Genomic DNA, 18,316 nt, shown 5'->3' on the forward strand with positions numbered 1-18,316 from the left:
ATAGGACATTTCTATTTTGGTAAGAATAGGACATTTCTACTTTGGTACGACAAAGAAAAAATAATCATTGACAATTCCTGCTTTATTATCTTAACCTAGGTGCGTGTATTATTTAAAGGCATATAAACATTCAGTCGGGCCGCTATCAACAGATGGGCCGCTGTCAATGAGGGAGCCGCAGTGCCGGTGTTAGCCGAGTTAAAGAGGCAGATGTTGCTTGATGGCCTTGACGAGGCAGAGCTTCAGTCGGTTGCTCAGGTGGTGGAGCCGTTAAGTTTCCCCAGAGGTGATTCTGTATTCAGGGAGAATGAGCCGACATTGGGTGTGTATCTGATCAGGTCAGGTGAAGTTGAGATAAGCAGGAAGCTGCCCATAGACCTAAAGACGAAGATGCTGATAACCGTAAGAAACACTCAGAACTGTTGTGAGATACGAAAGACCCCATACGGCTGGAGGCAGGTCTTTGCCAAACTATTAGACGGGCAGTTCTTTGGAGAGCTATCAGTAATAGAAGGAAAGAAAAAACATGGCGCTGACGCCGAAGTTATAGAGGACGCTGAGCTATATCTCATACGCTCGGATAAGTTTGCTGAAATAGAGGCTTCGGCCCCGTCAACGATGTTGAAAATACTGCGCGTAGTGGCAAGGGTTTCATCGAAAAATATGCGCTATCTGGACAAGCAGTTGTTAAGGCTCCTGATAGGGATTTAAGCGTCGGGGACAATGAGGGGGAAATAATGGGGGAAATAATATAGATGCCTACGGTTGAAGATCTGAAAAAACAAATACTCTTTGATGGCCTTAGCGATGAGGAGGTTGCGAAACTGCTGCCGAATATCCAAAAGGTCACCGTTGTAAAGAATAACTTCGTATTCAAAGAGGGTGATTCCACAACGGGTATCTATATGATACATTCGGGCAGGATTGAAGTAAAGCGTAAGCTGCAGCTTGATACGAAGTCAAAGATGCTCGTAATGTTAAGAAATATTCAGAGCGAGGAAATAAAACATACCGCCGATGGCTGGGAAACCCGATTTGCGCTTTTGAGTAAAGGCCAGCACTTCGGGGAGCTTTCTATACTGGAAGGGAAGAAAAAACACGGTGCTGAGGCCGTTGCCCTTGAAGATACGGAGTTGTTTATCTTAAAAACCGAGAATTTTATGGAGTTGGAAACCACAGCCACCGAGACTATGGTGAAGATAATGAAGGCCATTGCCAGGGTAATGTCAACTAACGTTCGTGCCCTAGACAAGAGAATCCTGAAGGCCCTTACAGGGCAGTGAGAATTGTTAATCCAGCCTTTTTTTTCGTTTTATAAGACCTCTTTTCGTACCAAATCCGTTCAGAGCGTTAATATATTTTTAATATGCGGGGCAGGTGAGGGACTTGTTTGGCGATAAGTGTAACAGGCACGATAGTTTAAAGGGAATTCGCGCGGTGTTGTTCGCGCTGTTTTTTCTTTCGGGCTTTGCTGGCCTGTTGTATCAGGTTGTGTGGCTTAGAATGGCCTATGCGTCCTTTGGCATAATAACTCCGGTTCTTTCAGTGGTAATATCAGTGTTTATGTTAGGACTTGCCGCAGGGTCAATCTTTGGAGGCAGGATTATAGAGGCCCTTTCTGCGATGACCGGGCTGTCGCCGGTGTTGTTCTACGCCCTCGCCGAATGCTGCATAGGGGTGGGGGCATTTATAGTCCCACAAATGTTTCGCTGGGGGGCTGGCACCTTGCTGATGAAAGGCGGGATGGACTCAGCCGCATATCTGGCCTGCTCCGCCCTCGTAATAACAGTGTCTATTCTTCCATGGTGTGTTTTCATGGGTTTTACATTTCCATTTATGATGTCTTTTGTAAAGGCACTGGACAAATCTGATAAAACTGGATTCAGTTTCCTGTATCTTGCCAACGTAATCGGCGCGATGTCGGGAACTGTGATTACTGCCCTTGTCTTAGTGGAGCTGTTGGGGCTTAGGAAGACATGGACAGTGGCAGCTTACGTAAACTTCTTAATAGCGGCGATAAGCGTGGCAATTGCAATGGCGTATCCTTATAAAAAGAACCACGCGCCAAAAATCGCCGACGATATTGATAGGGACATCGCCCCCGACACGACGATTTCCCCGCGACAAACGCTGCTGTTGCTGCTTACTACCGGCTTCACATCTATGAGCCTTGAGGTCATATGGATAAGGGCGTTTACGCCGGCCTTTGGAACCAGCATTTATACCTTTGCCGCAATACTGGCGGTTTATCTTCTTGCCACATCGGCCGGGTCTTTCCTTTACAGGAGACATCTGGCAAGGGGCGGGGTGTATGATACGTTTAAACTTATCAGACTTTTGGGAATAAGTGTTTTTCTGCCTGTTGTCCTCAGCGACTGGCGTTTAAGGTCTCTGGATATTGTTTTTCAGTCTTTGATTTTATTTAGCATAATGCCGTTTTGTGCACTGCTTGGCTATTTAACGCCCAAACTTATTGATTTCTATTCGCAGGGCAGGCCATCAGGTGCCGGATATGCCTATTGCATAAACATCATTGGCTGCATAGCGGGGCCGATATTGGCGTCCTATGTGTTTTTGCAGTATTTGGGGATAAAATTGTCCATGGTTGCTATGGCGCTTCCATTTGTAGTGTTTTACATGTCGTACCTGTTGAGGCCCGCGTACCGGGCGGCTATGTCTAAATGGCCGACAGCCGTGGTGGCAGCATTACTAATCATATCAACATTCGTAAGTTATGACCATGAGATGTTCTACAATAAAGACGGCAATTCAGTGGCCAGAGACTATACGGCCACCGTAGTGGCCACTGGAAAGGGTATGGATAAACAACTGTTTGTCAACGGAATAGGCATAACCAATCTTACCCCTATTACAAAGTACATGGCCCATATACCGATGATTTTTTTAGACAGGGCCAGATTTCAGGCCGGTGAGCCTGTCTCAGCCCTGATAATATGCTTGGGCATGGGAACTACCCACAGGTCAATGTTGAGCTGGAACATTAAGTCCACCGCCGTTGAGCTTATTCCAAGCGTCAGGACGGTCTTCCCCTATTTTTTTGACGACGCCCACGCGGTTTTGGAAAATCCCAACGGCAGGATAGTTATTGATGACGGCAGGAGGTTTTTAAACAGAACCGCGGACAAGTATGACGTAATAACCATTGATCCTCCCCCACCCGTTGAGGCCGCAGGCTCAAGCCTGTTGTACTCGGAGGATTTTTATGCCGTCATTAAGAGCCGTCTGCGCGAAGGAGGCATATTTCAGCAGTGGGTACCTGTGGCCGAAGGAAAGATTCAGCAGGCCGTGGCAAGGTCAATCTTTAACTCCTTCCCGTATGTCAGGGCATTTACTGGCATTGAAGGCTGGGGGGTGCATTTTATCTCGTCTGTGACTCCTATAAAGACACCTGATATCGAAGAAATCGAGGCTATAATGCCTGACGTGGCAAAAAAAGACCTTCTTGAATGGTCAACCGGCAAAGACCTGGGTTTAGTTTTGCGTAATTTCCTGTCAAAGGAACAATCCGCACAGACATTGTTGAATACTAACAAGTATATACTCATAAACGACGATAAACCGTACAACGAATACTACTTTCTTCGCAGACTGAAGGCGTCATTGATGTCAATGCGGAGCTAATTGCTAAATTAAAGAGATGAAAGGCATTACAAACGAGACAATTGAGCTTGCTAAGCACATTTCAATGCTTATATTGGATGTGGATGGGGTGCTTACAGACGGCTCAATCATACTGGACAACGAGGGCAACGAACTAAAGGTCTTTAACGTAAAAGACGGCCACGGCATAAAGATGCTCATAAACGAAGGTATAAACGTTGCAATAATCACAGGCCGAACCAGTGGCGCTCTTCAAAGGCGCGCCCGTGAACTCGGCATAAATGATGTCTATCAGGGCTGTGATGACAAGGTAGCCGCGTACGAAGACCTGAAGATTAACTACGCCCTCCATTACAAAAACATAGCCTGTGTAGGAGACGACATCGCAGACATACCCCTGATGACGCGCGTGGGGCTGCCTGTTGCCGTAGGGGACGCCGTAGAGGATATAAAACAATTTGCCCGTCTTGTCACGTCAAAAGAGGGCGGGCGGGGTGCTGTGAGGCAGGTGTGCGATTTCCTGCTTAAATCCAAAGGAATCCTCAAAGGGATAATAGATGACTACGGTAAGGCTTAACATCCCGACGATACTCACCTTAAGCAGGATATTTGTAATCCCTGTGTTTATATATATTACGCCGACGCACCCGGTCTGGGGGGCGGTGGTGTTCGGGCTTGCTTCTATAACGGATTTTCTGGATGGTTATCTTGCGAGGCGTTCGGGGCAGATTACCCGATTTGGGATTATTATGGACCCGATTGCGGATAAGTTCCTGGTAATATCGGCCTTTATCTTGTTGGTTGACATTGGGAGCCTCTCTATGTGGCTTGCCACAATTATCATCGTGAGGGAGTTTCTGGTGACCACGCTGAGGGTTGTTGCCCTTACAAAGGACATTGTAATTGCCTCGGAACTTGGCGGGAAACTAAAGACAACCGCGCAGATTACCGGCATTTTGTGCCTGATACTGGAGAATTCCCTCTTTGATATAAACCTCTACGGAGTCGGGCTGGCTATGATTTGGATTGCGGTGGTGCTTGCTGTGGTGTCGGCGGTTCAGTACACGATAGGATTTTGGAAAAAGATATGATAGTCCTCTGTATGATAGGCGCGTTTGTGTTAGGCTCTGTCCCTTTTGGGCTGATTGTTGCGAGGACAAAGGGTATAGACCTCAGGAAGGTGGGAAGCGGCAACATAGGGGCGACCAATGTACTGAGAAGTGTGGGGAAGTGGGCGGCGCTGTTTACCCTTGCCGGGGATATGTTAAAGGGCGTGCTTGCGGTTATTTTGGCCAGACATCTGTCACTGGGTGAGTCGGCTGTCGGCCTGATAGGGATATTTGCGATACTGGGGCATGACTTTTCCTTATTCACCCGTTTTAAGGGCGGCAAGGGAGTTGCCACAAGTCTTGGCGTCCTTCTGGTTTACAGCCCGGCCGTTGGTGGAGCGTCTGTGGCGATTTGGATTATCGCGCTTGCGGTATGGAAATACTCTTCCCTTTCGGCGCTCATGGCGTTTTTCTTCGTTCCCCTGGACATTTATTTGTTCGATTATTCGGCGAATAAACTCATATTCGGTATAATAATCATGTTACTGATGATCTACAAACATAAGGGCAATATAGAAAGACTAATCAAGGGTACGGAGCCGGGCATAATAAAAAAATGACAATAGAACAGGCAAAAAAAAGGCTCTGCCTCGCCCTCGATGTTGACAGATTAAGCGACGCCGTGAGATTAGCGGAGCTCCTCAGGGGCAGGGTATCGTTATTTAAGATAGGGTTTCAACTGTTTACAAAGGAAGGGCCGGAGGCCGTGCGTGCGGTACAAAGGCTTGGGGGCAGGGTGTTTCTGGATTTAAAGTACCACGACATCCCCAATACGGTTGCAAGCGCGGCAATGGAGGCGGTAAACATGGGTGTGTATATGTTTAACGTTCACGCCTCTGGGGGCAGTGAGATGATGAGGGCGGCAGTTGAAGGGGCGGCGGCGCAGTCACAGAAAAATAACACCCCCATGCCTGTTATACTTGCCGTTACTGTGCTGACAAGCCTCAACGATAAGATACTTTCAGACGAGCTTGGCGTAAATAATACCATGTCACACCATGTAACGCACCTTGCGGCACTGGCAAAGACCTCCGGCCTTGACGGCGTTGTGGCGTCGCCGAGGGAGATAACGGCCATACGGAAGTGCTGTGGCCGTAGCTTCACAATCCTTACGCCGGGGATAAGGCCGCCGTGGACTAAGGAGCCAGACGACCAGAAAAGGACAGCCACGCCGTCAGAGGCCATGGAGCTTGGAGCAAACTACATCGTAGTAGGCCGCCCAATACTCAGGGCAGACGACCCCGCTGCGGCGGCTGATAAAATCCTCAGCGATATGGCTGCGTTATAATTGCTAAGGAGAGGCCGTTTCGTGGCATGTCTTTAACTGCCCGCACGCCGCGTAGATTTCCCGTCCCATGCTCTTTCTTATAAACGCGGTAACGTGTCTGTCTATTAATATTTGCTGAAACTCAAGGACGGTCTGTTCGTCCGGCGGCTCAAATTTGGCCGCGTCGTATGTATTAAACGGAATCAGATTGACCTTCGCACTCAGACCTTTTAACAGGGCAATCAACCGCCGCGCGTCAGCCGGTGTGTCGTTTATCCCTTTTAACAGCACATAGCCAAAGGTTATGCGCCTCCTTGATGAGATTGGCAGCCTGCCACACGCCCTCAGCAATGCCCCTATGTTATACTTGTTGTTTACCGGCATCAGGGCTGATCTGGTCTCGTCTGTCGTGGCGTTTAGTGATACGGCCAGATTCACCTCCGGTATCTCCCTGTATAATCTCTGCAACTCCGGCACCACACCCGCCGTTGACAGCGTTATCCGCCTCTTTGATATCCCCATGAACTCGGTTAATATGTGTATGCCCCTTACCACCCCGTCAAAATTCCTGAGAGGTTCGCCCATCCCCATAAACACGATGTTGGTTATCTCGCCGCCGCTTATTCCGCCCTGGGCCTGAAGCTCCCGCCGTACGGCCGTAATCTGCCCGGCTATCTCATCAGCCCTCAGATTTCTCACTAATCCCATCGTGGCAGTCAGACAAAACCTGCACCCCATAGCACAGCCTACCTGCGAAGATACGCAAAGCGTCAGGCGATATTCGTCAGGAATTAACACACCCTCAACAGAAAGCCCATCCTCAAGGCCAAAGAGCAGCTTTATTGTCCCGTCCGGTGAGGTAGTCTTTTTGAGGATTTTTACGCTGCCTATATACGAAAAGCCCTTGAGGGTCTCCCTCAAGGGCTTCGAAAACTCCGTTATATCGTCTATGCTTGCCGCGTTTTTCTCATACATCCAATGTATGAGCTGAGACACCCTGAACTCTGGCAGCCCCATCTTCTGAAATAAATCCCCTATCTCACCACGCGACAGCGTCTTTAGATCAATTATGTCCCCATCTCCCAGCTCTTCAGATATTCACTCTGGGCGTCTGTCAGTGTGTCTATATTTATACCCATAGACATCAGCTTGAGCTTTGCTATATAGCGGTCTATCTCTTCAGGGACACTGTGAACGGTATTCTTTAGTTCTTTATGGTTAGTTACCGCATGAACTGAACACAGTACCTGATTTGCGAAGCTCATGTCCATCACAGATGATGGATGCCCCTCGGCCGAGGCCAGATTTATCAGCCTGCCCTCGCCAAGCACATATATGCGGGTCTTATTCGGCAGCGTGAACTCCTCGACAAACGGCCTGATTTCCCGCCTTCCGGTTGCCATTTTGGCCAGGGCGGTAAGCTCTATCTCCGCATTGAAATGTCCGGAGTTGCTCACAATAGCGCCGTCTTTCATCACGCCGAAACACTTTTCGCTTATCACGTTTATGTTGCCGGTTACAGTAACGAATATATTGCCAATCTTAGCGGCCTCCATCACAGGCATTACGTCATAGCCGTCCATCGTGGCCTCAAGCGCCTTCAGGGGATTTATCTCTGTTACCACAACATGTGCGCCCATGCCACGCGCCCTCATCGCCACGCCGCGACCGCACCAGCCGTAGCCGCAGATCACAAACACCGAACCCGCTATCAGCCTGTTGGTCGCCCTAAGAATCCCGTCCATCGTGCTTTGGCCTGTGCCATAGCGGTTGTCAAACAGGTGTTTTGTGAGCGCGTCGTTGACGGCTATTATCGGGTATTTTAATACCCCTTTTGCAGCCATCGCCCTAAGCCTGATAACGCCGGTGGTGGTCTCTTCCGTCCCCGCTATGACGTTGGCAAGCAGGTCTTGCCTCTCTTTATGAAGCACGCCTACAACGTCGGCACCGTCGTCCATCGTTAGATGGGGCGCAAAGGACAGGAGATCCATAATGTGCTTATAATACGTGTCGTTGTCCTCGCCCTTGATGGCAAAAACCGGAATGTCAGAATGTTTCACCAGACTTGCCGCAACATCGTCCTGCGTACTCAGCGGATTTGAGGCGCAAAGCGCTACCTCCGCCCCGCCGGCCTTCAGAGTCTCCATAAGGTTTGCCGTCTCTGTTGTAACATGCAGACATGCGGCCATTCTCATGCCTTTGAGGGGTTTGTTCTTTGATATTTCCTTTTTTATCTCTCTCAGTACCGGCATTTCCATTTCTGCCCATTCGATTCTCAGCCTTCCCTTGTCGGCAAGGTTGATATCCTTAACATCGTGTTTTACCATGTTGGCAAGTCTCCTTTATTTTGATTTAAACAGGACATTTCGACGCCTACAGTCCGGCCTCTTTTCTGAGGTGCTCAGCCATGTCTGTCTTTTCCCATGTGAAATCAGGGTCAGGCCTTCCAAAATGTCCATATGCGGCAGTCTTTCTGTATATTGGCCTTCTCAGGTCAAGCTTTTCTATTATACCCTTTGGGGTAAGGTCAAAGTTGTCCCTGATTATCTTCACTATCTTTTCGTGAGAAACTTTCCCCGTATTTGTCGTATCAACGAGGATTGACAGAGGCTGGGCTATGCCGATGGCGTAGGCGATTTGAACCTCCGCCCTCTCCGCGATGCCTGCGGTCACGATATTTTTCGCGATATATCTGGCCATGTATGCGCCGGAGCGGTCAACTTTCGTCGGGTCTTTGCCGGAGAAACAACCGCCGCCGTGTCTGCCTGTGCCGCCGTAGCTGTCAACTATTATCTTCCTTCCGGTAAGCCCTGTATCGCCCATCGGGCCGCCGGTTACGAATCTGCCTGTGGGATTGACGTGATAGACGATATGTTCTTCGTCAAGCAGGCTTTGGGGAATCGTCGGCTTAATGACCTGTTCTATGATGTCTTCCTTTAGTTCCCTTAATGTCACATCAGGGCTGTGCTGGGTTGATACGACAACGTTATTGAGATTGTGCGGCTTGCCCTCACGATACTCTATTGTAACCTGTGTCTTGCCGTCCGGGCGCAGGTATGGGAGAATATCATTTTTGCGCACTTCGGCCAGTTTCATCGCGAGCTTATGAGCCAGCATTATACTTGCCGGCATAAGCTCTTCGGTCTCGTTACACGCAAACCCGAACATAAGCCCCTGGTCCCCGGCCCCACCGGGGTCAACCCCCATGGCGATGTCGGGTGATTGCTCATGTATGGCCGTGATAACCGAGCAGGTCTCATAGTCAAAACCGTACTTTGCCCTCGTATATCCGATCTCCTTTATTGTCGCCCTTACGATTGACGGTATATCGGCATAAGTAGATGTCGTTATTTCACCGGCTATAAAGGCCAACCCTGTGGTAACGAGAGTCTCACAGGCCACTCTCGCGTTGGGGTCCTTCGCGATTATCGAATCAAGAATGGCATCGGATATCTGATCTGCTACCTTATCAGGGTGCCCCTCTGTAACCGATTCGGAAGTAAAAAAATAATTCTTTTTTGGCATTGCTCCCTCCTTTTTTGACGCTCTCAATATAGAATGTATATAATAACACTATCCCAAAGAAAAAAGCTATTTTTTGGGCTACACCGAGGGATGCCGACGAGCGGGCACGAATTAAAGAGTGGCGGTGCAGGGATTTGAACCCCGGACACTGCGGATATGAGCCGCATGCTCTGACCACCTGAGCTACACCGCCAATGGCCTTAGACTGCATATTGTAACAAATCCCTTAGGATTAATAACAGAGGGCTGATCTCCTCATTCTAATATTTATCAATATCCCGATGGCGATGTAATTTGTTATCAGCGTCGTCCCTCCATAACTCATAAACGGTATCGGCACCCCTACTACCGGCATCATACCAAGTACCATCCCCATATTTATAAAAAAATACAGGAACAACATGAATGTTAACCCCAGCGCAAGGTATCTTCCAAACTCGTCTTTTGACTTCACAGCCGTTGATATACCACGAAGAAACAACAACAGGTATAAAGCCACAATTGCCGAGCTCCCCACAAAACCCCACTCCTCGGCAAAGACGCAGTATATGAAATCAGTGTGTTTCTCCGGCAAAAACCTTAGCGGCCCCTGAGTACCTTTCAGATACCCACGTCCTAAGACTTGCCCCGAACCTATGGTTATTTTTGACTGCTCTATCTGGTAGCCTATTCCTTTAGGGTCGGCTTCCGGTTCGATGAAGGCTAAAATCCTGTTCTTTTGGTAATCCTTTAAATGGCGCCAAACGAGTTTTCCAGCTACCGTCGGTACCACAAGGGTGACTAATATCAGTGTTACCAGTATCTTCTTTTCTATTTTCTTTGCAATGACAAGGAAAAAAAATGTCGCTAATAAGACCAACCCCGTTCCTAAATGAGGCTGCTTCAGGATTAATACAAAGGGCAGCAGACCAAATAACGTCAGCGATATAAAAAAAGGCCATTTTGTAAGAGTACCCTTTATTGTGCTTAAGTATTTCGATATACCTATTATCAACAAAATCCTGAACAGCTCCGACGGTTGGAATGAAACCGGCCCAAGCTCAAGCCATCTCTGCGCCCCCATTCCCCGCCTGCCCGCAAATAACACAAGGACAAGCATCACAAGCCCCATTGAATACAGGAAATACGCAGAGTTCCTTAACCAACTGTAATCATATACCGCAGCCACCAACAGCGCCACCAATCCCATTAACATCCACACCATTTGCTTTATGTAGTAGTTTGGCTGCACGGTGGTTATTACCGGCCTCGTCGCGCTGTATATCGTCATCACCCCGATTATGCTTATTGCAAGAAGCAGCGACAGCATATACCAGTCGAACTGTTTCAGATACTTTCTGTTTATCTGCAGAAACCACATGCTAATTGCTCGCCTTACCCTGTAAATATGCCTCAATCACTTCCCTTGCGATTGGCCCTGCAACGCTCCCGCCGTGTCCACCGTGCTCCACGATGACGGCTACAGCTATCTCCGGTTTCACCGAAGGCGCGTAGGCTATAAACCATGCATGGTCTCTGTACCGTTGTTTTTGCTCTTCACTCTTAAGCCTGCCCGCAATAACCTGTGCCGTCCCGGTCTTCCCCGATATTTGGACTATATTGCTTCTGGCATCTTTCCCCGTCCCTCCGTCTTCATTTATAACACCATGTAAGGCACTCTTGACGGCATCAAATGTTTCAGGACGTATGCCAAGCCTTTCCCTGGGGTTGTCTTTATTGCCATCTTTCAGAAGCGTAATCGGCATAATTATACCCTCGTTTGCTATCATTGCCGTCATTTGCGCCACCTGTGCCGGCGTTAAGGATATGAAACCCTGCCCTATGGCCGCGTTGAGTGTCTCTCCTAAAAACCACTGCCTATTCCCCGACCTGCGTCTGCGCCTCGTCGAGGGCATTGTGCCGTCTTTCTCGTCAACTCCACGCCTTAGCCCTATGCCGGTACTCTTACCCAGACCGAAGAGCCTCGCGTACCTTTCTATCTTCTCAATGCCCAACTTTTTGCCGATTTCGTAAAAAAACACATCGCATGACTCTACTATCGCCCTGTGTAAACTCACTCTGCCGTGGCTTTTCCAGCAGCCAAAAAAATGTTTCCCATATTCCAGCACCCCATTGCACTGCGTGCTTGAGTACTCATCAATTATACCACCTTCAAGGGCGGCTATCGCAACTACCGGTTTAAATACCGAGCCCGGCGGATATGAACTCTGTAATGCCCTGTTAAGAAGCGGATGTCTCTTGTCCCTATTCAGGGCATTCCACTTGTCTGTATCTATCCCCATGACAAAATCGTTGGGGTCAAACGTCGGCAGGCTGACCAGTGCCAGTACCTCACCGTTTCTTACATTAACAGCAACCAGGGCACCGGATTTCCCCCTGAACGCCTTCTCTGCCGCTTCCTGCAGACCTATATCTATGCTCAGGGTTACGTCGTTTCCCATATGTGGCTCTGTCTGCCCTATTAATTTTAACTGTCTGCCAAGGGCGTCAACCTCAATTATCTTCTCCCCCGCCGAGCCGCGAAGTTCCTTGTCGTAAAACGCCTCCGCTGCCCATTGCCCGACAAATGTCTCAGGGGTTATGTTGTCATAATCCGGACTCTGTATCTGCCTCGCCGTCATCCTCCCAAGATAGCCGATTGCGTGCGAGCCTATGCTGTTAAACACGTAATGCCGCGTGAGATTCGGCTCGACCATAAGACCGGGGAAGTCAGAGCGCCTTGCCTCAATCACGGCTACATCTTTAAACGTCAAACCCTCCTTCAACACTATGGCCTTAAATCTATGGCTCTCTCCTTTTCTTAGTTTGGCGATGAGTTTTCTCTCATCAACGTTAAGCAACGCGGCCAGAGCAGCCGTGTCTATATTCCTTGTCTCCGGCATCAGCGAGGCATAATAGTATGCCTGATTTTTCACAAGTGGAATGTTGTTTCTGTCATAGATTATTCCACGAGCGGCGGGAAGGGTTATTACCCTTATCTTGTTTGAGTTCGCCGCATCTCTGTAGTCGCCGCCTTTTAATATTTGAAGCTGGTAAATTCTCATCCCCAATATGGAAAACACTAATATCACAATAAATAGCGTCAGGCTTGAGTACCTTTCGAAATATTCCTTATTGCTCATCTCTCTCTCTTATAATAAAATACCCTATGGCGGCGTTTATGACTGACTGGTATAACGTAATATTTGCGGCATGTAGCATTTCAGCCGGCCTTGTATCGAACAGGGTGAGTGAAAAATAGACAATAAAATTATCTATCATGGTAAATGAAAAACACAGAATAGCATTTAACAGCGGCGCGAGGTTGAATATCCCCGTCTGAAGAAAATATGCCATAAAAATTACCGCACCTTTTGAAAGTATATTTGGCCCCAAAATCTTTAAGGCAATGCTGTCCAGCAAAAACCCGATTATAAACGCCCACAATACCGCCTTCCTTGTATCCCACCTTATCCCTATGTAATATACCAACACCACCACAACGTTCGCTCTGTAGCCAATAAAACTGGTCTCATCAATCACAATAGCCAGTATAGCTATCAAAATCCACAGAAGATTCCCCTTGACCCCTTTCATTTACATGTCCCGACGGCGGGTGATGACCATGACCTCATCAATTTTGAGTGGATTGGCAAAGAGACCTACTTTTATATCCTGCTCAAGCATTGAAGGGTTTTTCTCGGCTGAGAGAACCTTCCCGACCGGAATACCGGGAGGATACAGCGAATCAAGCCCTGATGTAATCATCGTGTCTCCGGCTGCCACCTCTTCCATATCCAGGCCATGTCTTAAAATGCAGTAGTCCTCTCCAACACCCGACAGGATTGCCTCTGTCCTGTTATCATGGGATTTAACCGCAACAGACGAGCTTACGTCTGTCAACAGAAGCACCGTTGAGTAGTGCGCGTCCGACTTTTTTATCTTCCCAATCAACCCCAATACCGTTCGTACGGCCATGTCTTTTTTTATGCCGTCTTTATAACCTTTGTTTATTTCCATCGTCTGCGCCCAAATATCAGGGTTTTTCGAGACCACCTTTGCAGTGGCAACATATTCGGGCAGCTCCTGCTTTAAACTCAGCAGCTCTCTCAGACGTTCATTTTCTATTGATTTCTCTTCGTACTCCTGCTTTTTTAAGAGTAATGTCTCAACCTCTTTTTTTAGCTCTTCATTATGCCTTTCAAGGCTCATCGCCACAATAAAAGGTTTTTTTATATAATAAACAAGAGAGGTTACAGCCTCGTTAATATAATTTAACGGATAACGAATAAAAAAAAGCGGCTGGACAGGCCCTTTGATACTCTGCACTGTCATTAGCGAAATGGAAAGAAACAAGTAGAGTAAGAACAGAACCTGGCCCTTTTTAGTCATCAACCAACGGCAATCCTCTTTAGTAGGGCCAAATCCTCAAGCATCTTGCCAACACCCATTACCACCGCCGTCAGCGGATTATCTGTCACAACCACCGGCAGCCTCGTCTCCTGTCTGATTAGGGCGTCTATGCCCCTCAACAACGCCCCGCCACCGGCCAGGACTATCCCGTTGTCCACTATGTCAGAGGCCAGCTCAGGCGGCGTGTTCTCAAGGGCTGTCTTTATAGTGCTTACTATTAGACTTATCGGCTCTGCCAAAGTCTCTCTTATCTCGTCCTCTCTTATTCTTATGGACTTTGGAATGCCGGAGATGAGGTCCCTGCCGTTTGCGTCATATGTGCGGTCTTCGTCAACTTTAAAGGCGGAGCCTATCTCTATTTTTATCTGTTCCGATGTCCTGTCTCCTATCAAAAAACTATATTTTTCTTTTACATAGGCCACAATTTTATCATCCATTGTGTCACCACCCACTTTTACCGCCTTGCTGTAAACGATGCCGTCCATTGATATGACGGCTACATCCGTAGTGCCACCGCCGATGTCAACTATCATATTGCCATATGGCTCATCTATCGGCAGACCTACCCCTACAGCCGCCGCCATCGTCTCTTCTATCAAATATACCTCACGCGCCCCCGATGCCTCAGCCGCCTCTTTCACCGCCCGCTGCTCAACGAGGGTTATCGCCGACGGTACGCCTATGATGACCCTCGGAGATACGAAGCTCTTCCTGTTATGAGCCTTCTTGATAAAATACTTCAACATCTCGCCGGCCGCGTTAAAGTCCGCGATTACACCGTCTTTCATCGGCCTTATGGTCATTACATTGGCAGGGGTCTTGCCAGACATTCTTTTGGCCTCCGCCCCCACGGCTACGACCTTCTTCGTATCCATTCTCATTACCACCACAGACGGCTCGTTGCACACTATGCCCTTGCCCTTTGCGTATACCAACGTATTGGCAGTTCCTAAATCTATGGCCAAATCATTAGAGAACAACCCTAATAGTCTGCTAAAAATCATTGTTCCTCCTTGAAGAGTATCTCAACTACCTTCGTTTTTGCCAGTTCGTCTCCTATTCTCATCCTATTGGCATTGCCAATCATTATAATGAATTCTATGCCCGCAATTGCAATAAAAAAAAACCAGCCCAAAATCGGTATCTTCCATAGCACCAGGGCAAAGGCTATCGTGCTGTTTCGTAAGATTGAACATCTCGCGGATGATACCATCTGCCCCCGCAGGGATTTAACCTCCATACCCATCAGCTTCTTCCCTATGCTTGCCCTGTTGTATAGACTGTCTCCGATTAGTATAAATATCACCGCCGCGTAAAACCCTACCCGTGGGAGCAGTTCCATCAGCAACATCGCCAGCACAAAGTCAATTGACTTGGCAAGGATACGCGGCAGGACGCCAGCTTTTATCTCCTCTTTGCCCATTGGAAATAGTAACAGATAAGCGCTTGAATTATCAATGAACTGATCCGCCTCTGTCCCTTTAGCCACAAAATATTATTTTTTTAAAAAAAATTTCACTTGCACTGGCAACCGCAATATAGTAAAATGATACGCCTGCTAAGTCCACCGTGACATACACAGCGGTTTTCATAAACAACATAACTGGGGGCGGCAAAAAGAAATGAATACTAAAGACATCAATACATATAGCGACATAAAATTAACATCGAACGGCCTGAAGGTTCTGCAAAAACGGTACCTTAAGAAAAACGAGCATGGCGTTGCCAGAGAGACGCCGGACGAGCTGCTCAGAAGAGTGGCGAAGGCCATTGCCGCGGCAGACCTGAACTATGGGAAGAGTTTCACTGACCTTGACGCACTTGAGAGGGAGTTCTATGACATGATGGCCGCTCTGGACTTCCTGCCAAACAGCCCGACACTTATGAACGCCGGACGAAGGCTTGGGCAGCTCAGCGCGTGCTTTGTGCTTCCCGTGGAAGACTCAATGGAGAGTATTTTCGAGGCGGTGAAAAATGCCGCGATGATTCATAAATCAGGCGGGGGTACGGGCTTTAGTTTCTCCTCCCTGCGCCCTAAGGGCGATGTGGTCGGCTCTACGAAGGGCATATCGAGCGGCCCGGTGTCTTTCATGGCCGTCTTTGACACCGCCACTGAGGCCGTTAAACAAGGCGGTACGCGAAGGGGCGCCAACATGGCCATTCTCAGTGTCGAACACCCTGACATCGTTGACTTTATCACATGCAAGTCCAACAGCACAAGGCTTAATAATTTCAATATATCGGTAGCGCTCACTAACAAATTTATAGAGGCGGTTGCCTCAAATTCAGAATACGAGCTGATAAATCCGCGCGGCGGTGCCGTTGTTGGCAGGCTTGACGCCGCATATGTGTTTGATTTAATCGTGAAACACGCGTGGGAAAACGGCGAGCCGGGCATTGTCTTCATAGACAAGATAAATGAGTCAAATCCAACCCCGCTTACCGGCAGGATTGACGCCACTAACCCGTGCGGCGAACAGCCGCTTCTGCCCTTTGAATCGTGCAATCTTGGCTCGATAAATCTCTCTAATATGGTGGTTAACCGTGATGGAAGTGTAAGCGTGGATTGGGATAAATTAAAGACAACCACACACAAGGCCGTCCACTTCCTTGACAACGTAATAGACTTAAACAAGTATCCCCTCAGTAAAATCGAAGAGATGACAAAGGCCAACAGGAAAATAGGCCTCGGCGTCATGGGCTGGGCGGACATGCTGATTCAACTTGGAATTCCCTACGGCAGCGAAGAGTCCTTTGAAGTGGCCCAAAGGCTGATGAGGCATATTCGGGACGAGGGACGTTCCGCCTCAGAGGCGCTTGCCCGTGAGCGAGGCACATTTCCAAACTACGCGGGCAGCGTATATGACAACGCGCCAGACCAGAGAAAACTTCGAAACGCGACCATCACCACTGTTGCCCCCACGGGGACGCTATCCATTATTGCCGGTTGTTCGTCTGGCATAGAGCCTCTCTTTGCGGTGTCCTACATAAGAACCGTCATGGAAGGGACTAAACTTATCGAGGTCAATCCCCACTTTGAAAGAATTGCTAAGGAGCGGGGATTTTATTCCCCTGAGCTTATGGAAGAGATAGCCCATAGCCATTGTTTGTCCGACGTCAGGGCGGTTCCAAAAGACGTGGCGGAGCTGTTTAAGACGGCTCATGAGATATCCCCTGAGTCTCACATACGAATGCAGGCGGCCTTTCAAAAGTATGTTGATAACGCCGTCTCAAAGACGGTGAATTTTCACAACGGCGCCACCATAGAGGACGTCAAGAAGGTCTATATGCTTGCCTGCCAGCTCAACTGCAAGGGCGTTACTGTTTACAGGGACGGCTCAAGAGACGGGCAGGTGCTTGCGGTTGCCCAACCCGGAAATGGAGACTCTGCAACATCTCACACTGAAGCCGCTCAGGCCCCTCAGGCGCACCCGAACATAAAAATTGTGCCCAAAAAACGTCCTAAGGTTATCAAAGGCACTACCGAATCAACGCTTACCGGATGTGGAAATCTCTATGTCACCATAAACGAAGACGAAAATGGGATGCCGTTTGAGGTGTTTAACCATATAGGAAAGGCGGGGGGTTGCGCCGCAAGCCAATCAGAGGCCATTGGAAGACTTGTCTCGCTTGCCCTCAGGTGTAATATAAGCCCCGATGCGATTATCTCCCAGCTTAAAGGAATATCCTGCCATCAGCCGATATGGGCAAACGGCGGCAAGATTTCCTCATGTGCCGACGCCATAGCGAAGGCCGTCGAGTGTTACTGCCACGGAGAGGTCAATCGAGGCCATCAGAAGGGCGTCCACTCCAGTCAATACGAAATGGCCGACATAATGGTAGGGGCATGTCCTGAGTGTGGTGGGGCGGTGGAGCACGAAGGTGGCTGTTCAGTCTGCCACGACTGCGGCTTTACAAAGTGCCAGTAGAGCAGGCGCTAAGGTAACTTATAATAATAAACATGAACCCAAGAGTCAAAGAAGTTTACTCAAATAATGATTATACGCTAAGAATCATATTTGACAATGGCGAGGTGGGAATCTTTGACGTTACACCTTATTTGGATAAAGGCATTTTCAAACAACTAAGAGACCGTAGCATATTCAATTCCGCTGAGGTATTTTTAGGAACTGTCCAATGGGTGAATGGTCTGGAGTTTTGCCCGGATACAATATATTTAGAAAGTAAAAAAACAATAGATTAGACATGTAAAGGGGACTTTCGTAATGTGAGATTAGAAATAAATCTGTCCCCCTTTATTACTTGAGTGCGGTGGTGCGGTGGAACACGAAGGCGGCTTCTCAGTCTGCCGCGACTGCGGCTTTACGAAGTGCCAGTGAGTGTTTTCTCCGTAAGCGTCAAGAAAACCCCATCTTTACAGTGGGGGTAGCAGATGTCATAA

General features: G+C 48.4%; 18 protein-coding genes and 1 tRNA gene. 9 read left to right on the forward strand and 10 right to left on the reverse strand.

Features of this window, described 5'->3' with window-relative positions; translation table 11 throughout:
* Positions 1–180 precede the first annotated feature (180 nt).
* From AB7D94_RS10560 to pyrF, 7 genes are all read left to right on the forward strand, one after another.
* Positions 181–711, forward strand: coding sequence for a cyclic nucleotide-binding domain-containing protein (locus AB7D94_RS10560; RefSeq protein WP_420265823.1), 531 nt, complete (start codon positions 181–183; stop codon positions 709–711).
* A 44-nt stretch (positions 712–755) separates the two neighbouring features.
* Positions 756–1,283 (forward strand): Crp/Fnr family transcriptional regulator, encoded by a 528-nt coding sequence (locus AB7D94_RS10565; RefSeq protein ID WP_420265824.1) that lies wholly within the window; start codon positions 756–758, stop codon positions 1,281–1,283.
* 94 nt (positions 1,284–1,377) lie between these two features.
* Positions 1,378–3,642, forward strand: coding sequence for a fused MFS/spermidine synthase (locus tag AB7D94_RS10570; RefSeq protein WP_420265825.1), 2,265 nt, complete (start codon positions 1,378–1,380; stop codon positions 3,640–3,642).
* Positions 3,643–3,658: 16 nt separating this feature from the next.
* Positions 3,659–4,198: a KdsC family phosphatase gene (locus tag AB7D94_RS10575; RefSeq protein ID WP_420265826.1), complete on the forward strand. Its 540-nt coding sequence runs from the start codon at positions 3,659–3,661 to the stop codon at positions 4,196–4,198.
* Complete coding sequence (gene pgsA / locus AB7D94_RS10580) at positions 4,179–4,712, forward strand: CDP-diacylglycerol--glycerol-3-phosphate 3-phosphatidyltransferase (RefSeq protein WP_420265827.1); 534 nt, start codon at positions 4,179–4,181, stop codon at positions 4,710–4,712. The genes AB7D94_RS10575 and pgsA overlap by 20 nt, the downstream gene beginning before the upstream one ends.
* On the forward strand, positions 4,697–5,290 hold the full coding sequence (gene plsY, locus AB7D94_RS10585) for a glycerol-3-phosphate 1-O-acyltransferase PlsY (protein WP_420265828.1): 594 nt from the start codon (positions 4,697–4,699) through the stop codon (positions 5,288–5,290). Before pgsA ends, plsY begins: the two co-directional genes overlap by 16 nt.
* On the forward strand, positions 5,287–6,018 hold the full coding sequence (gene pyrF / locus AB7D94_RS10590; RefSeq protein WP_420265829.1) for an orotidine-5'-phosphate decarboxylase: 732 nt from the start codon (positions 5,287–5,289) through the stop codon (positions 6,016–6,018). Before plsY ends, pyrF begins: the two co-directional genes overlap by 4 nt.
* Positions 6,019–6,021: 3 nt before the next feature.
* On the opposite strand, the gene rlmN is transcribed toward pyrF, so the two are convergent.
* From rlmN to AB7D94_RS10640, 10 genes are all read right to left on the reverse strand, one after another.
* Positions 6,022–7,068, reverse strand: a complete 1,047-nt coding sequence (rlmN, locus tag AB7D94_RS10595) for a dual-specificity RNA methyltransferase RlmN (protein WP_420265841.1) — start codon at positions 7,066–7,068, stop codon at positions 6,022–6,024.
* Entirely contained in the window at positions 7,065–8,324 is a 1,260-nt protein-coding gene (ahcY, locus tag AB7D94_RS10600; protein ID WP_420265830.1) for an adenosylhomocysteinase, read from the reverse strand. The genes rlmN and ahcY overlap by 4 nt, the downstream gene beginning before the upstream one ends.
* 46 nt (positions 8,325–8,370) lie before the next feature.
* Positions 8,371–9,522, reverse strand: a complete 1,152-nt coding sequence (gene metK, locus AB7D94_RS10605; protein ID WP_420265831.1) for a methionine adenosyltransferase — start codon at positions 9,520–9,522, stop codon at positions 8,371–8,373.
* Positions 9,523–9,641: 119 nt separating this feature from the next.
* Positions 9,642–9,715, reverse strand: a tRNA-Met gene (locus AB7D94_RS10610).
* Between the two features lie 39 nt (positions 9,716–9,754).
* A complete protein-coding gene (rodA, locus tag AB7D94_RS10615; RefSeq protein ID WP_420265832.1) occupies positions 9,755–10,882 on the reverse strand; it encodes a rod shape-determining protein RodA in 1,128 nt (375 codons plus the stop codon).
* A gap of 1 nt (position 10,883) precedes the next feature.
* The gene (gene mrdA, locus AB7D94_RS10620; RefSeq protein ID WP_420265833.1) at positions 10,884–12,644 is read right to left on the reverse strand and encodes a penicillin-binding protein 2; all 1,761 of its coding nucleotides are present in this window, start codon (positions 12,642–12,644) and stop codon (positions 10,884–10,886) included.
* Complete coding sequence (mreD, locus tag AB7D94_RS10625; RefSeq protein ID WP_420265834.1) at positions 12,634–13,098, reverse strand: rod shape-determining protein MreD; 465 nt, start codon at positions 13,096–13,098, stop codon at positions 12,634–12,636. Before mreD ends, mrdA begins: the two co-directional genes overlap by 11 nt.
* Positions 13,099–13,893 (reverse strand): rod shape-determining protein MreC, encoded by a 795-nt coding sequence (gene mreC / locus AB7D94_RS10630; RefSeq protein ID WP_420265835.1) that lies wholly within the window; start codon positions 13,891–13,893, stop codon positions 13,099–13,101.
* Positions 13,893–14,918, reverse strand: a complete 1,026-nt coding sequence (locus AB7D94_RS10635; RefSeq protein ID WP_420265836.1) for a rod shape-determining protein — start codon at positions 14,916–14,918, stop codon at positions 13,893–13,895. Before AB7D94_RS10635 ends, mreC begins: the two co-directional genes overlap by 1 nt.
* Positions 14,915–15,403: an RDD family protein gene (locus AB7D94_RS10640; protein ID WP_420265837.1), complete on the reverse strand. Its 489-nt coding sequence runs from the start codon at positions 15,401–15,403 to the stop codon at positions 14,915–14,917. The genes AB7D94_RS10635 and AB7D94_RS10640 overlap by 4 nt, the downstream gene beginning before the upstream one ends.
* Before the next feature lie 133 nt (positions 15,404–15,536).
* On the opposite strand from AB7D94_RS10640, the gene AB7D94_RS10645 reads away from it, so the two are divergent.
* A complete protein-coding gene (locus tag AB7D94_RS10645; RefSeq protein WP_420265839.1) occupies positions 15,537–17,843 on the forward strand; it encodes a vitamin B12-dependent ribonucleotide reductase in 2,307 nt (768 codons plus the stop codon).
* 32 nt (positions 17,844–17,875) lie between these two features.
* Positions 17,876–18,118, forward strand: coding sequence for a DUF2442 domain-containing protein (locus tag AB7D94_RS10650; RefSeq protein ID WP_420265840.1), 243 nt, complete (start codon positions 17,876–17,878; stop codon positions 18,116–18,118).
* The last annotated feature ends 198 nt before the right edge of the window (positions 18,119–18,316 follow it).

This window comes from Candidatus Magnetominusculus dajiuhuensis (genome assembly GCF_046044395.1).
Lineage (GTDB): Bacteria > Nitrospirota > Thermodesulfovibrionia > Thermodesulfovibrionales > Magnetobacteriaceae > Magnetominusculus > Magnetominusculus dajiuhuensis.